We start from the raw sequence: 26,851 nt of genomic DNA on the forward strand, positions 1-26,851 counted from the left end.
TCCTGGTGTTGGGCAAAAAATTAAACAGTAAACCACTGTATCCGGCGGATACAGCGGTCATTTTTAACATCCAGAATACCCCGGACAGTACAGGCTCTCTGGCCTTTCCAGGCCGCAAATACACGGCGGCGCAAATCCCGGGCGATATCATGTGCATGCCCGAATGGGGCTATCATTTCTGGAAAAAAGATATGCTGACCAGAGCGCCAGTCTTCATGCAATATCTCCCTTTCACCGGAAAGAATTGCCGCGCGGCTGCTGTCAGACAAAAAAGCCCAATTACAAAAAGCAACTGGGCGCTGGTGTTCATCTTCGTAATAGCAAAACTGATTGAGCTGAAATGACGGTAAGATACGTTGTTGCCATTCGGCAACTAAATAACGGCGATGCAGGGGGGAATGTTGGCAAAGTAACATTACCCCGCCAATGATGGCCTGTATTTCAGTCTGATTCAGGGTTGCCGGTTGATGTGTGATCATCATAATAAAGCAACTATCCGGCTGATTTTATTTTTATTTTTTAGTATTCCGTGCAGCACGTTTTTCCGGCTGTTCAGCTTCTGCAACTGTATTGTCAGCTTCAGCCGTCGCGGGGCTTTCATTTATTTCCGGCATCGGCAAAAAACCGGCTGCAATCAGTTTATTGATTTCGGCTTCCATACGCGGATCTTCGAGCATACCTTTCACCATAGAAACCATATACATAAAACCGGATGCCGGCATATGGATAACTTGTTTTAACTCCAGCTCCTGATCGTTTTCGGCCAGTACACCATTTGCCATTCGCTGAGGATCCTGACCAACAAAATAAAGAGAGAACACGCCTTTATTGTAATTAACGCTTGAAATTGTTTGAACAAATTTTTCAGACATATCACTATCCATTAAATAAATATTAACCCAATGTTAAAGGTATATTAAATTGAAATAATTAAATGATAAATGAATGCTATACTCCGCAGAATTTCATTTATTATTAAATTCCGTTTTTGCCGTAAATTGATTACAAAAAATCAGTTGGTTAAAGCGTATCAAAAACACCATTACAACATGAGTGAATAATCAGAATGAAGATTTAAAACATACATAAAATTCAACATAATCTGTAATGGCAGACAAAATAAGAGAAAAAAAACAAATAAATTACCGGCCACTTTGATCGAAAATATATCTATTTGCTCTTTAAAATCAACATATAAATATTAAAATGTCTGTTTAGACACCGCATTTTGTCCCAATAACCCACGCTAATATCCACAATCATAACAGATAATAATTGTTATTAGATTTATTAAAAATATTTCATCGAGAAATACCACACTCTTTTTCTGGTTGTTTCTTTAATTTGAGTTTTGACTTTCGTTACAAATAGACTTCCATGCATGAATGAAATAGAAAAAACAACATTATCATTAATTAAATTAATAATAATGATATCTAATGGCAAGCCCTCGGTTATATCTGATAAAAACATAAACAATAATGATGATTACCCTGCCGCTTTAAATAAATTAAAGAAAGAACACAATGTATCCATTAAAAATAAGCGTTCGATAAAGAAGAAAATTAACACATTATCTTTACCGGCAATTCTGTTTGACAATAATGGAAATCCTTTTATTTTAGCAAAATGCGATGAACATCGGGTACTAATACAAAAGCCCCATCAGGAAAAGCCGGAAATATTGGATAAGGAAGATTTTATCAATTTATGGAACGGTCATTGGCTGAAAATAAAGCAAAACAGTAGCCAATTTAATATCCACTGGTTCATTCCCGAATTTATCAGGCAGAAGAAAAATCTGACTGAAATACTACTATTTTCTTTCGTTTTGCAGATCTTAGCCCTGATCTCCCCCTTATTCATTCAGGTCGTGATGGATAAGGTATTGGTACATCAGGCGCTATCCACACTGGATGTACTGGTATTCGGTCTTATATTCGCCGGAATTACTGAAGTTGTCCTGAGAGGACTGCGCGAGTATCAGTATTCTCATACTGCCAACCGGATTGATATCAAACTGGGGCTGAAACTGGTTCAACATCTGTTTGGACTGCCTTTACTGTTTTTCAAAACCCGTCAGGTGGGCGCGATTGTCACACGGGTACGGGAACTGGAAACCATCCGGGAATTTTTAACAGGATCGATGTTTACATTATGCATTGATGTCCTGTTTATGTTTGTTTTCATCTATGTTATGAGCCTGATTTCCGGCACATTAACCCTGATTTTTCTGATTACCATCCCCTTCTATGCCCTGCTGGCATGGTGGGTTACACCGAAACTCGAAAAATCGGTAGAAAAACAGTTCACTCATGCGGCGCTCAATACGTCATTTCTGACAGAAACTGTCGCAGGCGCTGAAACGCTGAAAAGCCTCGCAGCAGAACCACGTTTCACCCGACGCTGGGACAGCCAGACTGAAAATATGGTCAGTACCAGTTATGAGGTTCAGCAATGGGATAACCGCTCCAGTCATCTGGTTATGCTGTTACAGAAAGTCACCAGTGCCGTTATTATCTGGCTTGGCGCATCCGAAGTCCTCTCCCTGCATATGACTATCGGTCAGTTGATTGCCTTTAATATGATGGTTAATCATACCCAACAGCCGTTAGCCAAACTGGTTCAGCTCTGGGGGCAATTTATCCGTACCCGGATTGCCGTCGATAAGCTGGCAGATATGCTGAATTTACCGACAGAGCAGCAGTCTGTTGCAAAACAATCTGTCGCAAAGCAATCCGTAGAAAAACAGGCAGAGAAGAAACAGGTGGCACTAACCGGTGCGATTTCCTTCTCTGATGTCGTTTTCCGTTATCAGCCTGATATTCCTCCGACCATTAACCATTTCACACTGGATATCAGGGCAGGAGAAACTCTTGGCGTTGTTGGCACATCCGGTTCCGGGAAAAGTACCCTTGCCCGTCTGTTACTGCGCCTGTATACCCCGGAGCATGGAACAATCAGGCTGGACGGTATTCCGCTACAACAACTGGATACGGAATTATTAAGGCAACAGGCCGGGATCGTGTTACAGGAAAATTTCCTGTTCAATAAAACCGTCAAGGAAAATATTGCCCAATCACGGCCTGACGCACCGCTGTCTGATGTTATTGAGTCTGCAAGGCTGGCAGGCGCACACGATTTTATTCTTAAACTGCCGTTAGGGTATGACACAGTTATCGCAGAAGGTGGTCAGTCACTGTCAGGCGGGCAGCGACAACGTCTGGCGATTGCCAGAACCCTGCTCTCCGATCCGCGAATTTTGATCCTCGATGAAGCCACCAGCGCGCTGGATGATGAATCACAGGCCATTATTCAGACCAATATGGCGGGTATTGCTCAGGGAAGAACCGTCATCACTATCGCACACCGGCTCTCCACTGTACGTCAGTGTGACCGGATTATTGTGCTGCATCACGGCCAGATCATCGAACAGGGCAGCCATGAACAGCTTTTACAGCATGGCGGGCATTACCAAAAACTCTGGCAATTGCAACAGGAACTAAAACAGGAACAGGAGGGTTCTTCCCATGTTTAAGGCCATTTTGCGTAAAGGGCTGAAACGCCTGCGTTCTCCTTCTCAACATTACGATTTTTTACCCACGCATCTGGCATTATCGCAACGTCCGCCTTCGCCGTTTGCCCGCTATACCGCAATCGCGCTCAGTATCGGTGTACTGGTGCTTCTGCTGTGGGCGTATCTGGGAAAACTGGATGTACAAGCCACGGCAACCGGACGCCTGATAGTATCCGGTCGTTCACAGGTGATTCAGGCCTATGAGCAGAGCCGTCTGGCGATTATTCATGTCGCCAACGGGCAACACGTTGAAAAAGGCGCAGAACTGCTGACACTGAACACACTTGGTGTCAATCAGGACATTACCCGTATGCTTGAACAGCGTGAATATCTCACCGAAGAAAAGATCCGTTATCAGGCATTGTTAGATAATCACGCCCCTGAATCATCCGAACTTTTTCAGCAACAATCCGCTGTTAGTCAGAAAAAAATTCTGACACATTACCAGCATGAAAAGCAGGAATTCGATGCGGTTGTAACCAATATTTATGCTGAAATGAATGTCAATCTCTCTTCACAGAAAGCCAAAGAGAATGATATTCAGGCACTGAGCAACCTGCGCCAGAATATCAGCCAGCGCTTACAAGCCAGAAAAACATTAAGCCAGCAGCAGGTTATCAGCCGGGTGGAATATCTGGAGCAAGAAAAAGAGTTTCTGGAGACAGAACGTCTGCTGACGCAACAAAGGGCGGAACTTGGCGTCCTGATGACGCAGAACAAGAGTCTGGAAGAACGGCTGAAGAGCCTGAAAACGCAAAAAGATCGCGAATGGTTTGAAAAAATCAAGCAGGCGGATATGCAGCTCTCTGTACTGAAACAGGAGCTGTCAAAAATGAAAGAACGGGAAGAGCTTTCAGTCGTTCGCTCTCCGGTAACAGGTACCGTCCAGCAGTTGAGCGTCCATACGCTGGGGGCAGTGTTGCAACCGGCACAAAATCTGATGGTGATTGTTCCTGACGACCATATACAGCTGGCTGAAGTCCAGATCCTGAATAAAGACGTTGGTTTTATCCGTCCGGGGCAGCAGGTCACCGTAAAAGTCGATGCATTCCCTTATACCCGCTATGGCACCATTGAAGGCCGATTGTTAAGTGTTTCCCGCGATTCCACGGTAGATGAACGGCTGGGGCTGGTGTTTCCGGCACAAATCAGTCTCAACCAGAACAATATTATGGTTGACGGCAAACCGGTTGAACTGACAGCCGGGATGTCAATTGTTGCGGATATCAAAACTGACCAGCGACGAGTGATTGATTACCTGCTCAGCCCGATTCGCGAATATCAGTCTGAAGCGCTGAGGGAAAAATAATCATGGTAAATGTTTTTTCCGATAAACGTTTTTCAGGTACAAACGGCACTGATACAGAAAATCGCTTAAATAATCAAGCTATTGAGTGTACCGTCTGGCTGGGGAAAAAATTTCATAAAGTTGCCGATGCCGGGCAACTGCATCATGCGCTGGGGCTGGATTCGCTGGAACTGACTGACTGGCAGCTACGGGAAGCGGTGGATGCCATCGGGCTGCACAGTAAGTTTGATTCCCTGTCAGCAGAAACTGCATCGACTCTGCCACTGCCTGCATTGATTGAGCTGGAGCAGTGCTGGTGGGTATTGCTGAGTATTAATGCAGACCGTTTCACCGTACTTAATCCCATTACGGGAGAACAAAAAGCACACGGTCTGTGCGATCAATATAAGATCCTGCTGGTTGCCGAAAAAAGCCTGACTAAAAAACACGTCGAATTTGGCCTAAGCTGGTTTTATCCTTCCATTTTCAGGCAGAAAAAACAGTTAAAGGATATTTTCCTGCTGGCTATTGTATTGCAGCTTTTTGCACTGGCTGCACCTTTACTGTTTGAAAATATCATTGATAAGGTATTAGTCGGACGCAGCCTTTCCAGCCTGCATGTTCTCGGTCTGGCGATGCTGGCGCTCGCCATTGCGGAACCTCTGTACGGGTTTATGCGTAATACCGTATTCGGGCATATGGCAAGCCAAATCAATGCTGAACTTTCCGGTCGGCTTTACCGTCATCTGGTAGGACTGCCACTGCCCTATTTCAAACAGCGTCAGACAGGGCAAATCATCGCCCGCGTCAGAGAAATGGCCCAGATCCGCCAGTTTCTGACCGGTTCTACCCTGATGTTATTGCTCGACCTGATCTTCATTGTGCTGTTTCTCGGCGTCATGTTCCATTACTCCAGCCTGCTGACATGGATTGTAACCGGATCACTGGTTCTCTATTTCCTGCTCTGGGTAACCGTCGGCCCGATTATCCGGCATAAAGTGGAAGCCGAATATGAAGCAGATGCTCAAGCAACCAGTTTCCTGACTGAAGCGGTTACCGGTATCGAAACCATCAAAACCACAGCAACAGAAAAGCGCTTTCTGCACCAGTGGCAGGCCGTACTCAGCCGACAGTTAATTCAGCGTTTTTCCGCCCAGAAAAGCGGGCTTGCGGCTGGGCAAGGGATTACACTGATCCAGAAAATTGTGGCCGCATTATTATTGTGGTGGGGTGTCAAAAGTGTGCTGGCCGGAGAACTCTCTCCCGGAGAACTGATTGCCTTTAATATGCTGGCCGGGCATGTCACCCAGCCAATCCTGCGTCTGGCACAGGTATGGCAGGATTTTCAGCATACCCTGATCGCCCTGAGACGTGTCGGCGATATTCTTGATGAGCCGATGGAAAACAGTAAACAAGGGTTAGTTTCTTCCCCTGAACTGGCCGGACAGATTGAATTTAAAAATATTCGCTTCCGCTATCATGAGGATACCCCTGAAGTACTGGCGAACCTGTCACTATCAATCAGCGCGGGGGAATTTATCGGGATTACCGGGCCATCCGGCTCAGGGAAAAGCACTCTGACCCGTTTATTACAGCGCCTCTATATACCACAACATGGTCAGGTTCTGGTGGATGGTATGGATTTGGCTATTGCAGATCCGGTATCGCTGCGACGTAACATGAGCGTGGTTTTACAGGAAAGCATCCTGTTTTCCGGCAGCATTGCTGACAATATCCGCCTGTGTAAACCCAATGCCACCGATGAAGAACTGTATCACGCTGCGACTCTGGCCGGTGCCATCGATTTCATCAATCAGTTTCCCCATAAATTCGCCCATCCGGTCGGGGAAAAAGGCGGTAACCTGTCCGGCGGACAGCGGCAACGTATCGCTCTGGCAAGGGCATTACTGAATGATCCCAAGATCCTGATCCTGGATGAAGCAACCTCTGCACTGGATTATGAATCCGAAGCCGCCATTATGAGTAATATGGATGAGATCCGCCAGAACAGGACTATTATTAGTATTGCCCACCGGCTGAATACGCTTCGTCATGCAGATAAAATATTCGTCTTAGATCAGGGAAGAATTATTGAATCCGGTTCACATGCCGACCTGTTACAACAAAATGGGCTTTATGCTCAACTCTGGCATCAGCAAACTGAGTGATTATTACGGCAGGAATTCATTGAAGATGTGGATTGTTTCATCTTAAAATTAATTTCATAACGAAATTAACACAGCATTGTAAGATGTTCTTAAGGAAGAGAATACGACTATGAAACAAATCTCTATCACAGCCCTGGTTTTTTCACATTCATCAGTCACATCGGTTACCATGCCGATTGAAATACTGACTATCGCCGCCAATGCTATTGGCGGCCCCACTCCTTACGTTCATGTTATTTCCCCCTCCCTTCAGAAAATGGATGAAATCCATGATAGGCTGATTGAATCTATCCCGGTATCTCACAGCAGCCTTTATCAGGTAGAGTATCCCGATCTCATCCTGATAGGCTCGCTGGGTTTTCCAAAATGGCAACCACAACACTGCTCACCGGAAATAATAGACTGGCTTAAAGCGATGGATGAAAAACATATTCCTATCGTTTCCGTATGTTCTGGCACGTTCATGCTGGCAAAAGCCGGTCTACTGAAAACAAGTGCAACCATTCATCCCCATTTTTCTGCTGAATTTAAGGCATTATTTCCCCATATTCCCCTGTATATGGATAAAAAAATCACTTGTGACAATAACCGTTTTTGTATTTCCAGCGCTTATGGCACCGCCAGCGCCATGATGAATATTGTCGAGCTACTCTATGGTAAATGTGCCAGAGAGCATTGCGCGCACTTTCTGTTCGGGGAAAACGAAAACCAAAGTTCGTATGATTCAGTCAGCTTTGTTCCTTACCGCCAGCATTCTGATCTGCTCATCCACAAATTACAGGACTGGATGCACTCTTTCCCTTCTGAGATTTTATCCGTCGCTGATTTAGCCAGTAAAATTCACCTTTGTGAACGGCAGATGAAACGCAGATTCAAAATTGCCACAGGGCAAACCCCCATCCAGTATATTCAGAAAATACGGTTGTCACAGGCCAAACACTGGCTGGAAAAGTCACAAAAAACCATTGAAGAGATCAGCCATGAAGTGGGTTATGAAGATACCCGTTATTTCAGGGAATTATTTAAACGCTGTAATGGACTGACGCCCAAAGAGTATCGACAGAAGTATCACCATCATACCGGCCGATTTTCGGTTGAGTGATAGTTTTCTCTCTTTATCCGTAGTAGTGTGATTACCGAGTCAGACTGGCAGATTAATTACCGAAGGGCTTTGTTGTTTCAGTATTGTTGTTCAGTAATCACACTAATACATATAATGTTTTAATAAAGCGACATTATATCCATTAATTCAGAAGCTGGATGTTTTCCAATGATAGTCAGAGGCAACTTCACTGGCTATTTTTATTCTTTTTTCAAAGGATTGTTTCAGTGATAGAGCGATTTTTTCTACGAAGCCTTCCATCAATATCTTGGACTGCTCCGCAAAATCAGGATCTACCTCCTGATCATCATACCTGAGAACATACGATCTAGCCGCCACTCCGACCAAAAAATAGATGACTGCATTATCCTTATCTTCATTCATCAGGTCGAAAGTTTCTCTATATAACTCTCTAAAAGCATCAGTGCCAATTCCCGCACTCGCAAAACGGTCTTTAATTTCATCAAATATCATAATTCCTCCAATACTATAATTTTTTATTTGACATGAATGCAGGTCTGCAACCCTGTCTGAGAGGACTTACTCCTTATTTTACATCAGATATTCTTTAGCATTCTTCTCAATAAATCAGCACCTTCCTGTCCTTTATGAGCTTTTCGCCACAGTCTAACCATGAGATCCTCATGTTTTTTTACTGCTTCCGGTGCATATGTCACAGTCCCTATCCCATTTGAAATATTAGGCATCTCTCCCAGTCTGAACGGGCTTGTTACGAGTACACTGTGAGATACACCAGACAATACCTGAAACGTTGAGGACGGCATTGCCTCGTCAATAATACCGACTTGAATATCAAGTGGTTCACTTTCCATCAGCTCTGCCAGTTTCAGCACCTCATGACGTGCAGCTTTTATCCGCCGCGAATAGACATCACTGGGTAAATCTAGCCGTCCAACCATACCGGTATGAACGAAACGTTCCAGTTCCCGTAATCCGACCAGACTGATGATATGGGGCTTACGCCGCTCAAAGTAAGCACGGCGTTCAATAAGGATGTTGATGATGGAGTCTATATTCCGCTGTTCAGATTCTGCATTACTTTTATTGCTATTAGCCTCTTTTAGCATTTCCGTGAGCACTTCAAGATAGCTATCCGAAGTAAGCAATAACGAAACAGGCTCGAAGTGTGCAAGAATCCGATCACTCACGCTTTCAAGCTGACGCATTCTTTCAAATAACCCCAGTGCGGTTGGATAGTATTCTGACTCCACCCCCAGCAATGAAGCCAGTGAGGTTTCAAGTAAATGAGCTAGGCGATCCAACGTCTCAATTTTGACAATTTCACCCCGCTCAATACGGTAGATCACCGCCCGAGATACACCCAGTTGCTGCGCAATATCTTCTGCTTGGAGGGACGCGCCAATCCGGTACGCCTTGAGGCGATCCCCTATAGCAGTATAATCAATCGATGAATTCCAGTTATCAGCCATTTTTCTTAATTCAGGTCTTTAGTATTAAAAAAGAGAATACAGACCATTTCAAGAATAACAACTGTCTGAGCTATAAACTGTTGTGGTATAACAATTCTGGACAGCCCTCTCAGTCGTGATATGTTCCAGTGCAATTTTCAACTGCGGATAATCACGTCTGAGACTGATACTGTCTCTTCAATAAAAAACACAGAGTCCTGTCATGTATGTTAACGTCGAGCCGAGTGTCACACACGCTTTCATACCCAGTTCTCAATTGTCTGCTTAATAACCCGTATTCCCTGAATGAAATCATCCATATTCATAGCTTCATGGGGATTGTGTGAACCATTCTGATTACGGACAAACAGCATTCCGGTCGGGATTCCTTGATTTGCAAAATTAGCCGAATCATGGCCTGCTCCACTAGCTAACTCAAGGTGTTTAACAGACAGAGAGTGACAGCTTCGCTTAATCGCAGCAAGCACTGTATCATCAAGAGTCGCCGGGGCCGTAAAGACCGGACTGTCAAATATAAATTTTACTCCGCGTGCCTGACTTACCGCCTGAACTTCAGTGAAAATATCCTCGGAGAATGCTTTTAAGATATCTGTATTAAGGCTTCTCGCTTCAAGACTAAAGCTAACATGTCCAGGAATTCTGGACACAGCATGTTCTTCTGAATCAGTCTGAAATATCCCGGTGGTAACGACAAGATCTTCTCCAGCTGACAACCGAGACTTCCAGCGAACATCCAAACGCATGATTAAATCGGACACCCCGTAAACCGCATCGTGGCGTAGCTCACGTGGCACAGCCCCTGAATGCTGGGCATCACCAATACAATGAATGTGGTTATAGCGAATATTTCCCCGAATACCGCTGACAACGGCAAGAGGTAATGCCTTTTCAACCAGCACCGGCCCTTGTTCAATATGCAATTCAAGCCAGCCAAGAATATTTTTTTTCTCGACCAATACCTGTTGGTTGCGGATTGCAGTAACATCAGCGCCCAACTTCTCCAGACTCCTGCCTAGTGTCTCGCCGGTTACACGCTGTTTACGCTCCAGATCCTCAGGTGTCAAACGACCAAATATCGCACTGGATCCCATATAAGCCCTGCCAAACCAGGCACTTTCTTCTCCTCTTAAAGCGACGACTTTCATCGGTACAGACAGTTTTCGATTCTCCCGCTGGCTGGCTACGAGAATAATGAGTCCGGCGATAACACCCGCCAGACCATCGAAATTCCCCCCCTGAGGAACAGAATCGATGTGAGAACCGACCCAAATCGCTGGGGTGTTCTCACCGACATATGTCTGACTAAAAATTATATTTGCCGCACGGTCAGTGTGGACTATAAGCCCCTCATTTTTGGCGAACCGGCTAAGATATTCACCAGCAGCAGACTCGCCCAACCCAAAGCTAGCCCGGCTTACTCCAACACCATCGAAGCTCAACTGATAAATATCAGAAAATAAAACTTCTGCTAACTGCCTGTAATCAAAAATAGACATTTTCAGCTTGCAACCTTTAATGGGTGTGTTATCGGATTACTGAGCAAACCTATTCCAGCGGGAGAAAATCTGCTCATCAATATTGACTTGACCAACTATGTCCCTGATATGACTGACGCCGTACTTCACACAATAATCATCGATGCCATTTATAATTTTCTGCATGATGCCCGGATCAATAAAGGACGCGGTACCGACCTGAATGGCAGTTGCTCCAGCCAGCATGAACTCGATTGCATCATCTGAGCTGGAGATACCTCCACAACCAATTACCGGGATTTTTAATGCGCGATAACATTGATGAACCATACGTAGTGAGATAGGTTTGATCGCTGGTCCTGATAGCCCCCCCATAACATTTCCAAGGCGAGGTTTACGTGTGTAAATATCTATCGACATGGCAAGAAAAGTATTACCCATAACAATTGCATCCACACCCGCAGCTTCTGCAGCCAAAGCGACTTCCACGACATTCCCCGCATTAGGTGTCAGTTTAGCCCAGAGCGGAAAATCACTTTTTTTTCTAATAGCGCTAACTACGTCAAACGTCGTGTCTGGGGACATCGCGAAGGCCATCCCGTCCGCTTCAAGATTCGGGCAGGAAATGTTTACTTCAATCGCCGCTACAGAAGGTAATGCCATCTCAGCTACTGCGCTGGCAAATGATTCCTTTGTGTCAGCAGAAATAGATACGACCAGTGGAGTGGAATATATTGAATATGCTGGAATAACTTTCTCTCGATAATATTCGAGTCCCTGACTTGGGATACCGATGGCATTCATCATCCCCCCGCGAGTCTCACACACACGTGGAATGGGATTACCAGAACGTTTTACCGGAGAAACACTCTTAAGCACCAGTGCTCCGAGCTGGTTAAAATCAAGTGATTCACTGTACTCAATAGCAAAACAGCCAGAAGCCGGCATGACTGGATTTTTAAGTTCGAGTGCTCCAAGACTCACATTAAGTTCAGGCAAATTCCACCTCCCCGATGACTGAGCGAATGGGAAACACCGGTCCTTCACGACAGACACGCAAAAAATCAATTTGTCCGTTCTGTAGGATAGGCCTCACACAGGATAAACAAACGCCCATACCACAAGCCATACGCTGTTCTAGCGCGACTTCACCTTCAGTTTCAGAAAAGTCAGTAAGAACAGATTGAAGTAGCCGAAGTATACGATGCGAACCACATGTATAAACCATGTCATGATGATTTTTGCTGAGTATTTCGCGCAGCAGCTTATCCAGAGAGCTTACTGCAGAGGTTCCATCATTGTCATAAAGGCAGTACACATCAGCATCTACACCACGCAAAAAAGCATCCCGCATAAGGTCTTCCGGGGTTCTGGCAGACATCACCACCGTGAGTTCTATACCGACACAGGCAGCCTTCTGTATCAAAGGGGCCATCGTAGCCAGGCCCACGCCACGGGCAACCATCATTACCCGATGAAACCCAGCCCTGAGCGTAAAGGTATTACCGAGTGGCCCGACAATTTCCATTTCATTTCCTGACGACAGGTCAGCAAGCGCCTTCGTGCCTACTCCTGAGACATTGTATAAAAACTCGATTGTTCCCGGCTCAGGCCCAGTGCCATATACACTCATTGGTCTGAGCAGAAAGGGATGTAATTCCCCTACATCAGGACATTTAAGCATGTAGAACTGCCCCGGATGAGTTGAGCCATTCAAGTCAGCATTCGCGCTCAAACGCAGATATTTATAACGTTTATTAACCCAGTGATGTTCTGAAACCAGGCAACGATATGAGGCTACCTGCTCGGCATTACGTTCGAAACAGACTATGTCACTCATTTTGTGATACCCATCATCGTTGTAAATAAAATGTTGAGTATTATATATGACACAAATATCAAAAAAGATACACGTATTTTTTTAACAACTGAAGATATCCGGTTTTCAGCTGAAAAAGTCTATTCACATGTTTTCACCACAGTAAAATAAAACAATTAATTAATTGATTTTAATAAAAAAATTAAATTTATTTATACTAGCTTTATCAATTTCATATTTTACATCTAATTTTTGGTACTCAAATTACCACAGCCAAGTATCAAAAATTAGACTGATATCACAGATGATCATATTTTGCACTGTGATGGTTCAATGCGTTGTGTTGCATGCACCAATAATGATCGTCAGGAGAAAAATTATGGATTCAATGAACAATGTTAGTACGACAGAAAATGGACAGGGTAGCTCCGAAAGGGAAATTGACAGCTACAGCTGGAAAGCACTACTAGGTTCAGCTGTAGGTTATGCAATGGATGGATTTGATCTTCTGATCCTGGGATTTATGCTACACACCATTTCTGCTGACCTTAACCTGACTCCAACACAATCTGGTTCTCTGATTACATGGACACTGATTGGTGCCGTTGTGGGGGGAGTCATTTTTGGTGCCCTAAGCGATCGCTTTGGTCGCGTACGGATACTCACTTGGACGATAGTGCTGTTTGCTGTATTTACAGGTTTATGTGCCTTCGCCAGAGGTTACTGGGAACTGCTTATTTACCGCACTATTGCTGGGGTCGGCCTTGGTGGTGAGTTTGGTATCGGTATGACTTTAGCTGCTGAATCTTGGCCAGCACGTCACCGTTCGCGTGTATCTTCTTATGTAGCGATGGGCTGGCAGACAGGCGTGCTTCTCGCTGCGTTGCTTACCCCGCTTTTACTTCCAGTAATCGGCTGGCGTGGGATGTTTATTGTAGGGATAATTCCTGCGTTTATTGCCTGGTTTATCCGCCACCGTCTACATGAACCCGATGTATTTGTGTATCACAATATCGTTCACAAACCGTCAATACTAGAATCATTTCGTTTACTCGTAAAAGATAAAGTAACAGCCAAAATTAGTTTAGGTATCATTGTATTGACCTCAGTGCAGAACTTGGGCTATTACGGAATAATAATATGGATGCCCAGCTATCTCGCAAAACAGCTGGGATTTAACCTGACCACATCAGCCATATGGACCACAGTCACTATTCTCGGAATGATGGCAGGGATCTGGATATTCGGCCAGATAGCAGACCGTATAGGAAGAAAACCTTCATTTATTCTTTTCCAAATGGGGGCCGCTGTGTCAATCGTTTTTTATTCACAGCTAACCGTTCCCATCACCATGTTATGGGCAGGAGCCCTGCTAGGTATATTTGTCAATGGCATGCTTGGCGGATATGGTGCACTAATTTCCGAAGCTTATCCTACTGCGGCTCGCGCAACTGCGCAGAATGTATTATTCAATATCGGGCGTGGGATTGGTGGGTTTGGCCCTATTTTAATCGGAACAATAGCGACATTTTATTCTTTCCATCTGGCTATTACCTTGCTGGCATCCATTTATATCATGGATATTATTGCGACGATATATCTCATCCCTGAGCTAAAAGGTAATGAATTGAACTAGCTTTGAATCAAGGCCTCATAAATGCTCAGACATAAAACAAAAACACCAATCCCATACACAACTTATAGTTAATTTCGTACGAAGCAATTTAGATTAGAATGTGGTTAAAATGTTTGCGCTCGATTTTTAGATAGACTAATCTATCTAAAAATATAGGCGCTAATTTAGGCATTCTGCTCATTAGTAAGGACGATAAATGGCAAGAAATTTGTTACCCCTTCTTGGCTTTTGTTTTTCTATTCTCATTTTCAATACAAACGCCCAGACATCCACGGAACAGATGTATGTTTCAACCACAACAATTCAGTCTGTTCCCTTTGTTCCCACCGTCAATATATTAGGGTCTATCGTCGCCAAAAATGAGGTTGTCATCAGCCCTACGCTGACTCAACTTATCATTACGCATGTTTTGGTCGAAGAAGGTGATCATGTCAAACAAGGGGATGTTCTGGCTATGCTGGAAACGCCCATTCAGGATGAGAAAGTCAGGCAGGCCAGCGCTAAACTCGAACAATCACTGTCCCTGATAAAACAGAACGAAGCTATAAACAATCAGGCACAATCTGAACTGAGGCGAGTAAAACCGCTGATCAGCACAGGCGTAATTTCAGCCAGTGAATTTGAAAAATATAAAATGGAAGCAAACTCCGCACTGGCCGCCCTGAATGCAGCAAAAGCTGAGTATCGACAGTTACAGGCTCTATTGCAGGAAGAAAAAAGCCAGCGGGCCAAAACAACGATCCTTGCCCCTAATGACGGAGTTATCAGTGAACGCATCGCTACAGTGGGGATGACCACCGATAATAATTACCTGTTTAAACTTATCGCTGATAACCAGTACGAATTTTCTGCTGAAGCCTATATCACTGAATTAAAACAGATCCGGGTCGGTTTCCCCACAACAATAACGCTCACTGAAGGTGAAAAAATAACGGGTAAAGTCAGGTATATTTCGCCCAAAATTAATCCTGTCACTCAGATAGGAACTATCAGGATCGCTCTTGAAAATGTTCCCGCAGATATCAGGCCGGGTGATTTCGGTTATGCTTTCTTTCAGTTTAAGCCTGAAAATATTAATGCCATTCCTTATAGTGCAGTTAATATTACCAACGGAAATAAAGCCAGTGCCTTTATTGTTGGTAAAAAAAATGTGGTCGAAAAGAAACAACTTAATATAGGACGTATTTTTGGTAATTGGGTGGAAATAAAATCAGGATTATCAGCAAACGATAAAGTTGTTATTTCTGCATCTCCATTCTTACAGGAGATGGATACCGTTTCTATTAAGCCACAGGGAAAATAAAATGAAGTTTCAATTATCAGAATGGGCCATCAGAAAGCCAATTCCCACCATTGTTATTTTCCTGGCTCTGACAATTGCCGGGTTATTCTCTTTCTCTGAGTTACCCATTAATGCCAATCCGGTGATTAATTTCCCGATAGTGACGGTCACTGCTGCACAAAATGGGGCTTCTCCTTCCGAAATGGAGAATGCCGTTACCAAGCCTATTGAACGGGCAGTTTCTGGTTTACCCGGTATCCGGCATATTAACTCAACCATTACTGATGGTGTCTCTATTACTATTGTTGAATTTAATTTGACCGTTGATCCCAATGTCGCCGTTAATGATATTCGGGAACAAATCACCCAAATACGGGCAGAATTACCACAAACTATAGATGAGCCTCTGATAAACCGTATTGATGTAGAGGGAGGCTCTATTCTGAATTACGCTGTTCAGTCAAAGGATAAAAGTCTGACTGAATTATCCTGGTTTGTGGATGACAAACTAAGTAAGCATTTATTAACGATTCCCGGCGTACAGAAGGTCAGCCGCTCTGGAGGCACAAGCAGAGAAATATTAGTTGAACCTGATCCAGTAAAATTGGCCGCATTAAAAATCAGTGTTGCAGATATTAACCGGTTATTACTCCAAAGTAATGTCAATATCCCCGGCGGAAAAATGGTTATCGCCGGTCAGAATCATGCTATCCGTATTTTAGGTGCTAAAAATCAAATCGATTATTTACGTCAATTAAAATTCCCATTAGATAATAATAACTGGGTAACACTGGGCGATATTGCCACAATTAAAGATTCACATGCAGAAACAAATACTATTGCACGCCTGAATGGTGAACCTGTTATTGGTTTTGCCATCTTCCGTACCAAAGGCTCAAGTGATACCGTAGTTGAAAAAGGAGTCACACAGGCATTAAAAAAAATTGAAAAAGAGTACCCTGATATTAATATCAAACTCGTTTCATCTAATGTGAAATACACCGTAGCCAGTTATAATGCCACTATGCAAACACTGATCGAAGGTGCAATATTAACGGTCATTGTTGTGTTCTTCTTTCTGAAAAGCTGGCGGGCAACATTAATTGCTGCAATTGCCCTGCCGTTATCTATCTTGCCTACTTTTATTATTCTGCATTTATTTGGCTACACATTAAACAGCATCACACTATTAGCATTAACACTGGTGATCGGGATTTTAGTGGATGATGCGATAGTCGAAATAGAGAATATAGAAAAATATATTGAAAGAGGTGAAAGACCCTATATTGCCGCTATCAAAGCATCCAATGCTATCGGGTTTGCCATCATCGCGATTACGATTACGATTGTTGCCGTTTTTCTGCCGGTCAGTTTTGTCGGTGGTTTTGTCGGCCAGTATTTTGTGCCTTTCGGCGTTACTGTTTCAGCCGCTGTTTTATCATCTTTGTTAGTTGCCAGACTGGTTACTCCCCTGATGTCTGCCTACCTGTTATTACCGAAAAAGGCATCGGCTAAAAAAACATTATCGGAAAAACATAACGAAGCAGATAAAGTCAGGACACCTGAATGGATCAACAAATATGTTGCCATTCTCGATAAAACACTCAGATTTCGTAAAACAGCTTTGGCCTTAGCCCTTGTTTTCCTTTTTGGCTCATTAAGCCTGCTTGAGCTATTGCCCTCCGGTTTTTTACCCAAATCAGATATCAGTATCGCTAAAGTAGATATTGAAGTACCTCCCGGAACACAGGTAGCCAAAAGTGATGAACTTTTACAGAAGATTATTAGGCAGTTTAAAGACCGACCAGAAATTGTAGATATCTTTTCTATCGCAGGTGTTGAAGGGACAGCCGGGGATATCAGTCAGAGTAAAAGCACTATTATTATTAATTTAGTGCCGATTAATGATCGGAAATTGTCACAAAAAGAGTTTGAAGAATCATTAGCACCTATTCTGAGTGCAACGCCAGATATTCGATATAACTTTGGCAGCGGTAGCGGCAATAGGGATGTTTCAATTGTTTTAGCCAGCGACTATCCGGATATTCTTTCTCAGACAATACAGCAGCTACGTCAGGAAATGATGCAGTTAAACGGATTGAAAAATGTTCAGATCCTACAACCGTTACCCAGACGAGAAATTATCATCACCCCCAATATTGCGGAAGCAGCCAGAGCAGGTGTAACAACCGATGCGATTGGCGCTGTCATTAAAACCGCCACCATTGGTGAAACCAGTGCCAATACTGCAAAATTTAATTTACCTGACAGGCAGGTGCCGCTCCGCGTTTTATTGGCTAAAGAGGACAGGGATAATCTGGCCGTGCTGCGTAATATGTATGTCAGCAGTACATCAGGCGTTAATGTCCCGATTAAATCTGTTGCAGATATTACCTTCAGCTCAGGGCCTGATGCCATAGAACGCATCTCCAGAGAACGTAAGGCCGTGATTGAAGCAGACCTTGACGGCATTGCTATCGGAACCGCATTAGAGCAGATTAATCAGTTATCCACGCTGGAGAAATTACCACCGGAAGTCAAAAGGATTGAGTATGGTGATGTTGAATACATGAATGAGATGTTCGAACGCTTCTTCACCACCATAATGCTCAGTATCCTGATGGTTTTGGCTATCCTGATTATTCTGTTCAAAGATTTCTTACAGCCTATCACCATTCTGGTTGCCCTGCCGTTCGCTATCGGTGGTGCCATTATTGCTTTGCTTCTTTATAATGCCACGATTGATATGCCCGTTATTATCGGTATTTTAATGTTGATGGGTATTGTCAGTAAAAACTCAATCTTACTCGTTGAGTTTATTCTCGAAAAATCCCGCTCTGGCATGTCACGCAATGATGCCATCATTCAGGCAGGGAAAGAGCGCGTCAGGCCGATCATCATGACAACAATTGCCATGATTGCCGGCATGATCCCTTTGGTTCTGACCAGCGGTGCGGATACCAATTTCCGTGCTCCCATGGCTATCGCCGTCATTGGCGGGTTACTCAGCTCAACTTTACTCAGTTTGCTGTTTGTGCCCGTTATTTATAGTTATATGGATGATTTTAAAAATTATATCATTCCACGTCTCAGGAAATTGTCATCGGTAACAAAAGACGATCTTAATTATCACTGATAGGAATCGATCTGATTCTGTACCCAGCCTGTGGAGGAATATAAGGTGAAAAAACAGACCGAAAAACAGCGGGAAAAACGTAAGCATATTCTTGATGCAGCCATCTCCTGTTTTATCGAAAAAGGATTTCATGCAACATCGACAGCAGAAATTTGCAAAACGGCTGGTATGAGTCCCGGAAACCTGTTTCATTATTACCCGACCAAAAATGCCATTATTGAAGCTATTGCAGAAGAAGATAGCCATGACTACGATGAGATTCTGGCTGCCTGTTATGATGAAAATTCAGTGACCGTGACTATCGAAAAGTTGTTAGCAAAGCTGGTAGAACTCTATAACGAACCCGGCTATGCCCGGCTCAGTATCGAAATTATTGCTGAGGCCAGCCGGAATCCGGCTATTAATAAGATATTTATCGAAAATGAAAAAAAAGTCCGCGAACATTTAACCCGGCTAATCAGCAAAGGCATTGAAAATGGGGAAATTGATAAACAGATTAATGCTGAACAGGCCGCTTCCTGGCTGATGATCACCGTTGATGGTTCCATCGGCAGACAAATCATGGAACCTGATTTTGCATGGCAGCAACGTCTTGATTCTTTTACCTATATGATACGAAAGGTTTTTATGCCGTAATCCCCGTATCCATGTACTGATTAAGGGAATGACCTTAATCAGTACAAATGGTTCCTTTTCTGCTTTATCTGTTTCACGATACTTTATTAACCACTATTGTTATACCCAATCCTGATAATCTCTCCTATCAACCAGTAGCGACACGCGCCCAGCTAAGGTATCATTGCCGGCTATATTATTGGTACACGCCCTTTATCAATTGAATTTATGGCAAAAGAACAAACTGATCGCACCACACTGGATTTGTTCGCAGATGAACGCAGGCCTGGGCGACCTAAAACAAGTCCGCTGTCCAGAGATGAACAGCTTAGGATCAATAAACGTAATCAGCTGCGCCGGGATAAAGTCAAAGGACTTCGCCGGGTGGAGCTAAAACTTAATGAAGAAGCTGTCGATGCACTGAATCATCTGGCAAAACAGCGCAATATCAGCCGCAGTGAATTGATTGAACAGATGTTGCTGGCTCAGTTAGCAACAGAAAATAACCTTACCAATTAACGGCTTTAATTCAACAGCGTGATACGGCGCTACCACACAAATCTGACAGACTTGTCACTGATGTTTGGTCAAAATAAAGTTTTTTCGTTTATTAAAACTGATATTTTTCTCCTGCTGATTTCAGCGTGACGTGTATAACTTAACTACACATAAAACAAGAGGTTAATCCACTTTATGGCAATAATAGGTATATTCTTCGGCAGCGACACTGGCAACACAGAGAACATTGCCAAAATGATCCAAGAAAAACTGGGCGGTGCTGATGTTGCGGAAGTCCACGATATTGCCAAAAGCAGCAAAGAAGATCTTGAAGCTTTCGATATCCTGCTGCTAGGCATTCCAACCTGGTATTACGGCGAAACTCAATGTGACTGGGATGACTTTCTCCCGACACTGGAAGAAATCAATTTTGAAGGAAAATTGGTTGCCTTGTTCGGCTGCGGTGATCAGGAAGATTATGCAGAGTATTTCTGTGATGCCATGGGCACCATTCGCGATGTCATCGAACCTCGTGGTGCAATTATCGTTGGTCACTGGCCAATCGAAGGGTATCACCATGAAGAATCAAAAGGAATGGCAGACGATAAACACTTCATTGGGCTCACCATTGATGAAGATCGCCAGCCAGAACTGACTGATGAACGTGTTGAAACTTGGGTAAAACAGATCACGGCTGAAATGAGCCTGTCAGAAATCCTTGGCGCATAAAATTGTTCTGGCGTCTGATAGACATAAGAAACGTCTTTTGCACAGGATAATTCCTGAATAATGTGTCATGATAACGCGATAGGCATGGTTTTCATTTTCAATATCCATGCCTATAATCTACAACGTGAAACTAAATCATGATTCTCTCACAATAACACCCATAACTTATGGATTTTGAGTCGCATCACGATGGCAAGGGTACTCACCCTCCGGAACATAGGTCACTATGTGACAGAAATCAATGAGTACAGCCAACAAAAAGGCGATTTGGAAAACGATGGGTATGTATTGTTAAGTTCACTAAACTCAAGCTACAGGACTGAATCCGCATGACCGACAACAATAAAGCATTGAAAAATGCTGGACTTAAAGTAACACTTCCTCGCCTGAAAATTCTGGAAGTGCTACAGGACCCAGAATGCCATCATGTCAGTGCGGAGGATCTCTACAAAAAACTGATTGATATCGGTGAAGAGATTGGCCTCGCCACTGTCTATCGCGTGTTGAACCAGTTCGATGATGCCGGCATTGTTACACGCCACAATTTTGAAGGCGGTAAATCGGTTTTCGAACTCACTCAACAACATCACCATGACCATCTAATATGTCTCGACTGCGGTAAAGTGATTGAATTCAGCGATGAATCCATTGAAGAACGTCAGAAAGATATCGCAACACGTTATGGAATCAAGCTGTCAAATCATAGTCTATACCTGTATGGTCACTGCACTACAGGCGATTGTCGCAAAGACGGTTCGTTACATGATGAGAAAGCACGATAAGGAGTCAGCATTTACTGCTACTTCTAGTGTCTGATCCTGTCAGAGAAGCTACTGCCGATTAGCTAAGACTAATCGGCAGGTTGCTTTTGAATATCCTATTAAGGAGCAACTGTAAGATTATTCAGAGGATACCTCTTCCACCCGGCTGAAACGCTTGCCGTCAGTGTTGACAGAACGAATTTTCACATGACCATTAACATGCGGCCGCTGTCTGTCATCATAAGTTTCCCATGTTTTTCCATCATCTAATGAATACTGAATAGTCAGACCCGGCAAGGCGATATTAGCTTCCAGTGTCCCGGAGATAATTCTTGCACCGGGTATCGGCAGACGGTACGCAATATGAGCTTTATCCAGTTTAGCCATTTCGCGCTGTCCCACCAGATTAGCAAAATGCAGCCAGTCCTTATTAAGCTTATCGGTGTCTACATACCGTGTAATTCCGCCTTTATATTCCCTTCCCTGCTGGTAATTCTGCTCCCACTCAGCCTGATGCCATGCCCGTTCCGCCAACGGTAATAAGCGTGGATAAATCATATATTCCATCTGCTCATCAGTGCGCACAGTCTCACTCCATGACAGCCCTGACAACCCATATGCTCCCGGCCACCGTTTGCCGCTGTTTGCATTAAAATGGTTTCCGTTGATATCCAACGAAGTTTCAGCATTTTGTGGCATATTATTGGGTGCAAAACTGAAGATTTTCGCTTCATCATTAAAACGGGAAGCCCAGTAGTAACCCCGCTCTTTCGGATTGACCTCGTAGGGCATATCCAGATAAACATAATCAGGACTGGAAATAATGACCTGATAGCCTTTATTGGCCCAGTCATTAACAGAATCCGCGCCGCCCGAATAAAGCGTATCCCAGAAGTTTACCGCGACATGTCGTGTAGCAAAGTCTTTTGCTGATTTCGCATGTTTCAGTCCGTCCTGCCATGATTGCATCGTATCAATGCCATGTTTATTAACGATTTTACTGACTTCAACCGCAAAATAACTGGACAGTTCATCAACATCTTTGATAATGCCCTTCGCAATTATTTTTTGGCAAGCCTGAGATTTTGCCCACGGCTTATCTTCAATTTTTTTATTGATGATCCCTTTACCCGGTTCAATCGGGCCATCTTTATCCTGATATCCCGCACCTAAACGAATATTTTTCGCTTCATCCCCCCCATAGTGCCATGTTGTCAGCGGTGAGCCGGCTTCTTTATGCATCTCGGCAATTTCACTGATAACTTTGTCAATAAAACGTTTGGAAGAGTCCATACATGGATTCAGATAGCTATGGCGATCATAAAATTGTGAAGATGTTGTATTTGAGGTATCTGTTGGATCGAGCAGACGATATTCATTAGCTGCCTGCTCTTTTCCTTCTGCCATCAGTTTCTTATAACGGGCTTCCATTGACACCACCGCTGCACGGGCATGAGCCGGAATATCAATCTCCGGGATCACCTCTATCTGACGAGCTTTAGCATATTCCAGAATATCAATGTAATCCTGACGGCTGAAGTAACCACTTCCCATATTATTGCTATCCGGCCCTGAACCTAACTGTGGTAGCAGGCACTTTGTCTCACTTAAATCATGACAGCGTTTACTGCCGATTTCTGTTAGCTCCGGTAAACCGGGAATTTCCAGACGCCAGCCTTCATCATCACTTAAATGGAAATGGAATTTATTCAGCTTATAAGCAGCCATTTGATCCAACAGGCGCAATACAGCTTCTTTACTATGGAAATTACGCCCGACATCAAGGAACGTGCCACGATACTCAAACCTAGGTGCATCTTGTGCTGTTAGTGTGGCAATTTTCGGTACGCCATCAGCCGGGATCAGGGAAAACAGCGATTGCAGCCCGTAAAACACGCCGGACTGATCAAAAGCAACTATATGTGCTCCCTTGGGGGTGATATCCAGCGAATAAGCACCTTTCACCCGCGAGTCACCCGAAAATTTGTCGGTATTAATTTGCGTTGTAATCAGGTAACCGTTATCGGTTAATTTAATCTTGTGAGCAGCAAAACGATCCCGAATCACCCTGACTGATTGGCCGCTCAATCCTCCCAGTTCCAGTTTTACTCCGCGGGACAAATTGACATCCTGTGAGTGAATCGTCACCTTTTTAGGTGTCGGAATAATCTTCCCACGTAATTTATCTTCACTAATTAGCACCATCTGCCGATTTTTCTCAAAACGGTTTTCAGGTGTCATCAGGATATTATGATCCGTTGTGGTGCGTTTCCACTGCTCTCCCTGAAAAGGAGATAAAAATGCGCTCAGATCTTCAGTATCCGTATTTACCAATACCTTAGGGATGGCATCACCGGATGTGGCATACCAGCGCGGCATAAAATCAGTGCTATAAACCTGCCAGTATCCTCCAATAATTGGCAGTATGATTTTTTCATTCGCTCTGATGCCCCTGAATTTTTCAGTCGGTTCCAGCCTATGCAGATCCCCTGTGATGTGAGTGATTTTATATTGCTCATGATCAATTCTGAGGATTTGGCGGATACTGTGGAAATAGAGTGACCAATCCGCGGAATCAATATTCTGATCACCATTGGTCAATATGATATTAACCCGATTACACGCTGCCCAGTCTGCACCTAAAATGGCGCAATTAGTCCCATGTGCTCCGGCCTGATTATCTACGATACTGAAATTCACATTTAATTTGCTAAGTGAATCCACTACCTGCTGTGATGTCATTTCCGTACGAATATTTTCTGCACAAGCACCCGCAGTGAACCCTGCCGCCATGAGAAATGCTGCCAAAGTATGTAATTTAATGCTTTTCATTAATAATGACCTCGTCCGAGTTTATTTTTTCGCCCAGAACAAAAGGCTGTTTCTGACATATTAAAATGCGTTTAAACAACATGTTATGAACAACATCATTTAAGCAATATGGCTTCAATAACACGATTTAAATGACATGGCATCAACACAAAATAACCCTACACAACATGTGACTATAAGGCAATTTTTAATCTTGGTAGAAGGGCTTAATTTTCATTACGATTCTTTTGTATATAAAAAAAGTGATGAAAATCATACTTAATCTCTCTTTGGAACCACGCATTTTTAATATTCATCAGGTGTGGTATGCATCCATGCACAAACGTACAAGACAAATATGCTGCCGTTAATTAAATATATTGTTCACATAACAACGTATGGAGAATGACTTAAAATGTTTGATACGAAAATTGCTTTCATAGTGCGGGATGACTTACATATCTGGCAAAAAATGAATGTGGTTGCATTCCTCGCAACAGGCATTGCCTCATCTGCATCGGAGATTATAGGTACCCCCTATATTGACTCTTCTGGCCATAAATATGGAAGTATGTGTGGTCAACCTATGCTTATTTTTGGTGCTGAACTTGATGAACTTCAACGTGTTCATAGGAAAGGCTTGGAACGTTCACTCCTTCTAGTTCCTTACGTCTATACTATGTTTTCAACAAGTCACGATGCAGCGAACCGAGAAATTTTTTTAGCTGAAAATGCGGATAACATGAATTTAGTCGGCCTCGCTGTGCATGGTCCAAAGAAATCGGTAGATAAAGCAATAAAAGGATTATCTCTTCACAAATGATTCAATGTTGATTGGATAGCGGTCTATTTCAAGATTATAAAAATTTAAAATTTATTTAGAGAGATTGTATGGAAATATTTCTTTATACCCTTGGCGTAATGTATAGCCCCGGCCCTGTTAACTTTATGGGCATGAACTCTGGTTTAACCGGTCAATTTAAAAAAACGATTGGCTTTTTTATTGGTGTAGGCTGTGCAATGCTTATATTATTTATATTTTTAGGGTATGCAGGAGAAGCTATTATCTCTCATAAACATCTTCCCTATATTTCATTACTTGGATCCTTATATACATTTTATCTTTCATTTAAAATGGTAACATCTAATATGCAGTTAGATAAGAAAGAGGTAATAGCGACACCTGATAAAACTCTTACATTTTGGAATGGTTTTTTAATTCAGGCATTAAATCCCAAGGGTGCACTTGTCGTCTTACCTGTCACTACGATTATGTTTCCTGCTGCTCATATTACAGGACCAATGATATTTTTAGTATCGGTACTGATTTCAATTGGTGGAGCTGGCGCGCCAGGGCTTTATGCATTTTTTGGCGCAATTATTGGCAAACAGATAAAAAATACCTCATGGCTTAATCATCTAAATAAAGTAATGGGAACTATGCTGGCTATTGTTGCCATTTTTATGGCTTATGATTTTTTTGCTGGCATTAACTTAATATAAGACACGCTCGTCATTCCCTCCATCTTTAAATAATGCGAAAAATAGATTTCACCTTTCGGTGATAATAAAACATTCTACTTGGAATTATTTATTTTACATTTGAAGGTGGAGGCACTTCGTTATATCGTTTGTATTAACATATAAAGTTTTTATGGTGATTATTTCTGTTTATATTTCTCCAGTGTGCTGGTGCTAAGCCAAACGTTTTTGTGAAATGTCTTGCCATATGGCTTTGATCGAAAAAGCCTGCTATCAACGCAGCATCAGTAATAGAATCTCCAACAATTAAACAGGATTTTACTATATCTAACCTGCGCATTGTCATATAACGATGAGGGCTTGTTCCGAATAATAACCTAAAATCTCTCGAAAGACTCCAGCGATCACGATTTACGTTACGTTCAAGCTCTCCTAATGTTATATTTTTATCTAAATTTGAGTGAATATACTCTCTTGCTTTTTCCGCAGCAAAATAATCAAAATTTCTTTTTTTATTTAAAGCAGATCCACTTGCTTCAACTAATGAGACAGCTAAATCATAAAGAGCATCATCTTCTTCCAGAGGATCTATTCTGCAATCCATATTTTGTAAAATAGCATTCGTTGCCCTAAAAATATTGGGATCACTGGTGATGCCATTTTTTATAAATGGTAATGGTTTTCCTTTTATTATTTCTTGTATCATTGATGGTTCGATATATATCATTTGATAGTGGAAACCAGCACTCGTTCCAGCCTCGCCATCATGAACTTCATCAGGGTGTAATACCATCGTATTGCCAGGAAGACTGTGTTGCATCTTACCACGATAGTGAAAACTCTGAACTCCAAACAAAGTCTTCCCAATTGCATAAGTATCATGTCTATGAGGATCATAACCGTGATTTAAAAAATAAGCCTCTATTCTTTCGACTTTCCTTGTTTCAGGTGCTCTATATACCCAATCTCGCGATGTAGCTAATCCATGCATATTAACTCCATATGACCATGATATTTTAAA

The 26,851-nt window shown here is 43.0% G+C and carries 22 protein-coding genes; 13 read left to right on the plus strand and 9 right to left on the minus strand.

What is annotated here, in order from left to right:
• Nucleotides 1-20: 20 nt before the first annotated feature.
• Entirely contained in the window at nucleotides 21-482 is a 462-nt protein-coding gene (gene rtxC / locus AACX38_RS00035) for an RTX toxin-activating lysine-acyltransferase RtxC (protein ID WP_099109068.1), read from the minus strand.
• A 30-nt stretch (nucleotides 483-512) separates the two neighbouring features.
• The gene (rtxH, locus tag AACX38_RS00040; protein WP_228862759.1) at nucleotides 513-872 is read right to left on the minus strand and encodes a protein RtxH; all 360 of its coding nucleotides are present in this window, start codon (nucleotides 870-872) and stop codon (nucleotides 513-515) included.
• A 509-nt stretch (nucleotides 873-1,381) separates the two neighbouring features.
• On the opposite strand from rtxH, the gene AACX38_RS00045 reads away from it, so the two are divergent.
• The 4 genes from AACX38_RS00045 (at nucleotide 1,382) to AACX38_RS00060 (ending at nucleotide 8,135) form a co-directional block, all read left to right on the plus strand.
• Nucleotides 1,382-3,538: a peptidase domain-containing ABC transporter gene (locus AACX38_RS00045; protein ID WP_304957104.1), complete on the plus strand. Its 2,157-nt coding sequence runs from the start codon at nucleotides 1,382-1,384 to the stop codon at nucleotides 3,536-3,538.
• A complete protein-coding gene (locus AACX38_RS00050; protein WP_228862760.1) occupies nucleotides 3,531-4,886 on the plus strand; it encodes an HlyD family type I secretion periplasmic adaptor subunit in 1,356 nt (451 codons plus the stop codon). The genes AACX38_RS00045 and AACX38_RS00050 overlap by 8 nt, the downstream gene beginning before the upstream one ends.
• Nucleotides 4,887-4,888: 2 nt before the next feature.
• On the plus strand, nucleotides 4,889-7,033 hold the full coding sequence (locus tag AACX38_RS00055) for a type I secretion system permease/ATPase (protein ID WP_228862761.1): 2,145 nt from the start codon (nucleotides 4,889-4,891) through the stop codon (nucleotides 7,031-7,033).
• Nucleotides 7,034-7,142: 109 nt separating this feature from the next.
• Nucleotides 7,143-8,135 carry a GlxA family transcriptional regulator gene (locus tag AACX38_RS00060; protein ID WP_228862762.1) on the plus strand — a complete coding sequence of 331 codons (993 nt, stop codon included), beginning with the start codon at nucleotides 7,143-7,145 and terminating at the stop codon, nucleotides 8,133-8,135.
• A 147-nt stretch (nucleotides 8,136-8,282) separates the two neighbouring features.
• On the opposite strand, the gene AACX38_RS00065 is transcribed toward AACX38_RS00060, so the two are convergent.
• From AACX38_RS00065 to AACX38_RS00085, 5 genes are all read right to left on the minus strand, one after another.
• Entirely contained in the window at nucleotides 8,283-8,609 is a 327-nt protein-coding gene (locus tag AACX38_RS00065; RefSeq protein ID WP_228862763.1) for a hypothetical protein, read from the minus strand.
• Between the two features lie 83 nt (nucleotides 8,610-8,692).
• Nucleotides 8,693-9,586 (minus strand): helix-turn-helix domain-containing protein, encoded by an 894-nt coding sequence (locus AACX38_RS00070; protein WP_228862764.1) that lies wholly within the window; start codon nucleotides 9,584-9,586, stop codon nucleotides 8,693-8,695.
• A 239-nt stretch (nucleotides 9,587-9,825) separates the two neighbouring features.
• Nucleotides 9,826-11,082 carry a Zn-dependent hydrolase gene (locus tag AACX38_RS00075; RefSeq protein WP_228862765.1) on the minus strand — a complete coding sequence of 419 codons (1,257 nt, stop codon included), beginning with the start codon at nucleotides 11,080-11,082 and terminating at the stop codon, nucleotides 9,826-9,828.
• Nucleotides 11,083-11,118: 36 nt separating this feature from the next.
• Nucleotides 11,119-12,060 (minus strand): dihydroorotate dehydrogenase, encoded by a 942-nt coding sequence (locus tag AACX38_RS00080; RefSeq protein WP_228862766.1) that lies wholly within the window; start codon nucleotides 12,058-12,060, stop codon nucleotides 11,119-11,121.
• Entirely contained in the window at nucleotides 12,053-12,901 is an 849-nt protein-coding gene (locus AACX38_RS00085; RefSeq protein ID WP_228862767.1) for a dihydroorotate dehydrogenase electron transfer subunit, read from the minus strand. The genes AACX38_RS00080 and AACX38_RS00085 overlap by 8 nt, the downstream gene beginning before the upstream one ends.
• A gap of 358 nt (nucleotides 12,902-13,259) precedes the next feature.
• Here AACX38_RS00085 and AACX38_RS00090 point away from each other — a divergent pair, with 358 nt between their 5' ends.
• The 7 genes from AACX38_RS00090 (at nucleotide 13,260) to fur (ending at nucleotide 21,558) form a co-directional block, all read left to right on the plus strand.
• Complete coding sequence (locus tag AACX38_RS00090; RefSeq protein WP_228862768.1) at nucleotides 13,260-14,516, plus strand: MFS transporter; 1,257 nt, start codon at nucleotides 13,260-13,262, stop codon at nucleotides 14,514-14,516.
• A gap of 196 nt (nucleotides 14,517-14,712) precedes the next feature.
• Nucleotides 14,713-15,819, plus strand: a complete 1,107-nt coding sequence (locus AACX38_RS00095; protein WP_228862769.1) for an efflux RND transporter periplasmic adaptor subunit — start codon at nucleotides 14,713-14,715, stop codon at nucleotides 15,817-15,819.
• Between the two features lies 1 nt (nucleotide 15,820).
• A complete protein-coding gene (locus AACX38_RS00100; protein ID WP_228862770.1) occupies nucleotides 15,821-18,934 on the plus strand; it encodes an efflux RND transporter permease subunit in 3,114 nt (1,037 codons plus the stop codon).
• Nucleotides 18,935-18,979: 45 nt separating this feature from the next.
• Nucleotides 18,980-19,570: a TetR/AcrR family transcriptional regulator gene (locus AACX38_RS00105; protein ID WP_099121714.1), complete on the plus strand. Its 591-nt coding sequence runs from the start codon at nucleotides 18,980-18,982 to the stop codon at nucleotides 19,568-19,570.
• A gap of 207 nt (nucleotides 19,571-19,777) precedes the next feature.
• On the plus strand, nucleotides 19,778-20,068 hold the full coding sequence (ybfE, locus tag AACX38_RS00110; RefSeq protein ID WP_099121713.1) for a LexA regulated protein: 291 nt from the start codon (nucleotides 19,778-19,780) through the stop codon (nucleotides 20,066-20,068).
• A 174-nt stretch (nucleotides 20,069-20,242) separates the two neighbouring features.
• Nucleotides 20,243-20,776 (plus strand): flavodoxin FldA, encoded by a 534-nt coding sequence (gene fldA, locus AACX38_RS00115; protein WP_086956021.1) that lies wholly within the window; start codon nucleotides 20,243-20,245, stop codon nucleotides 20,774-20,776.
• A 329-nt stretch (nucleotides 20,777-21,105) separates the two neighbouring features.
• A complete protein-coding gene (gene fur / locus AACX38_RS00120; protein WP_099111135.1) occupies nucleotides 21,106-21,558 on the plus strand; it encodes a ferric iron uptake transcriptional regulator in 453 nt (150 codons plus the stop codon).
• A gap of 117 nt (nucleotides 21,559-21,675) precedes the next feature.
• On the opposite strand, the gene AACX38_RS00125 is transcribed toward fur, so the two are convergent.
• The gene (locus tag AACX38_RS00125) at nucleotides 21,676-24,369 is read right to left on the minus strand and encodes a beta-N-acetylhexosaminidase (protein WP_228862771.1); all 2,694 of its coding nucleotides are present in this window, start codon (nucleotides 24,367-24,369) and stop codon (nucleotides 21,676-21,678) included.
• Nucleotides 24,370-24,763: 394 nt separating this feature from the next.
• On the opposite strand from AACX38_RS00125, the gene AACX38_RS00130 reads away from it, so the two are divergent.
• Both AACX38_RS00130 and AACX38_RS00135 read left to right on the plus strand, forming a co-directional pair.
• Nucleotides 24,764-25,171, plus strand: a complete 408-nt coding sequence (locus tag AACX38_RS00130; RefSeq protein ID WP_228862772.1) for a DUF2000 domain-containing protein — start codon at nucleotides 24,764-24,766, stop codon at nucleotides 25,169-25,171.
• A 68-nt stretch (nucleotides 25,172-25,239) separates the two neighbouring features.
• Nucleotides 25,240-25,851, plus strand: a complete 612-nt coding sequence (locus AACX38_RS00135; protein ID WP_228862773.1) for a LysE family translocator — start codon at nucleotides 25,240-25,242, stop codon at nucleotides 25,849-25,851.
• 133 nt (nucleotides 25,852-25,984) lie between these two features.
• On the opposite strand, the gene AACX38_RS00140 is transcribed toward AACX38_RS00135, so the two are convergent.
• Nucleotides 25,985-26,821: an AraC family transcriptional regulator gene (locus AACX38_RS00140; protein WP_228862774.1), complete on the minus strand. Its 837-nt coding sequence runs from the start codon at nucleotides 26,819-26,821 to the stop codon at nucleotides 25,985-25,987.
• Nucleotides 26,822-26,851: the final 30 nt, after the last annotated feature.

The organism is Xenorhabdus sp. PB30.3, from assembly GCF_963895965.1.
GTDB classification, from domain to species: domain Bacteria; phylum Pseudomonadota; class Gammaproteobacteria; order Enterobacterales; family Enterobacteriaceae; genus Xenorhabdus; species Xenorhabdus stockiae.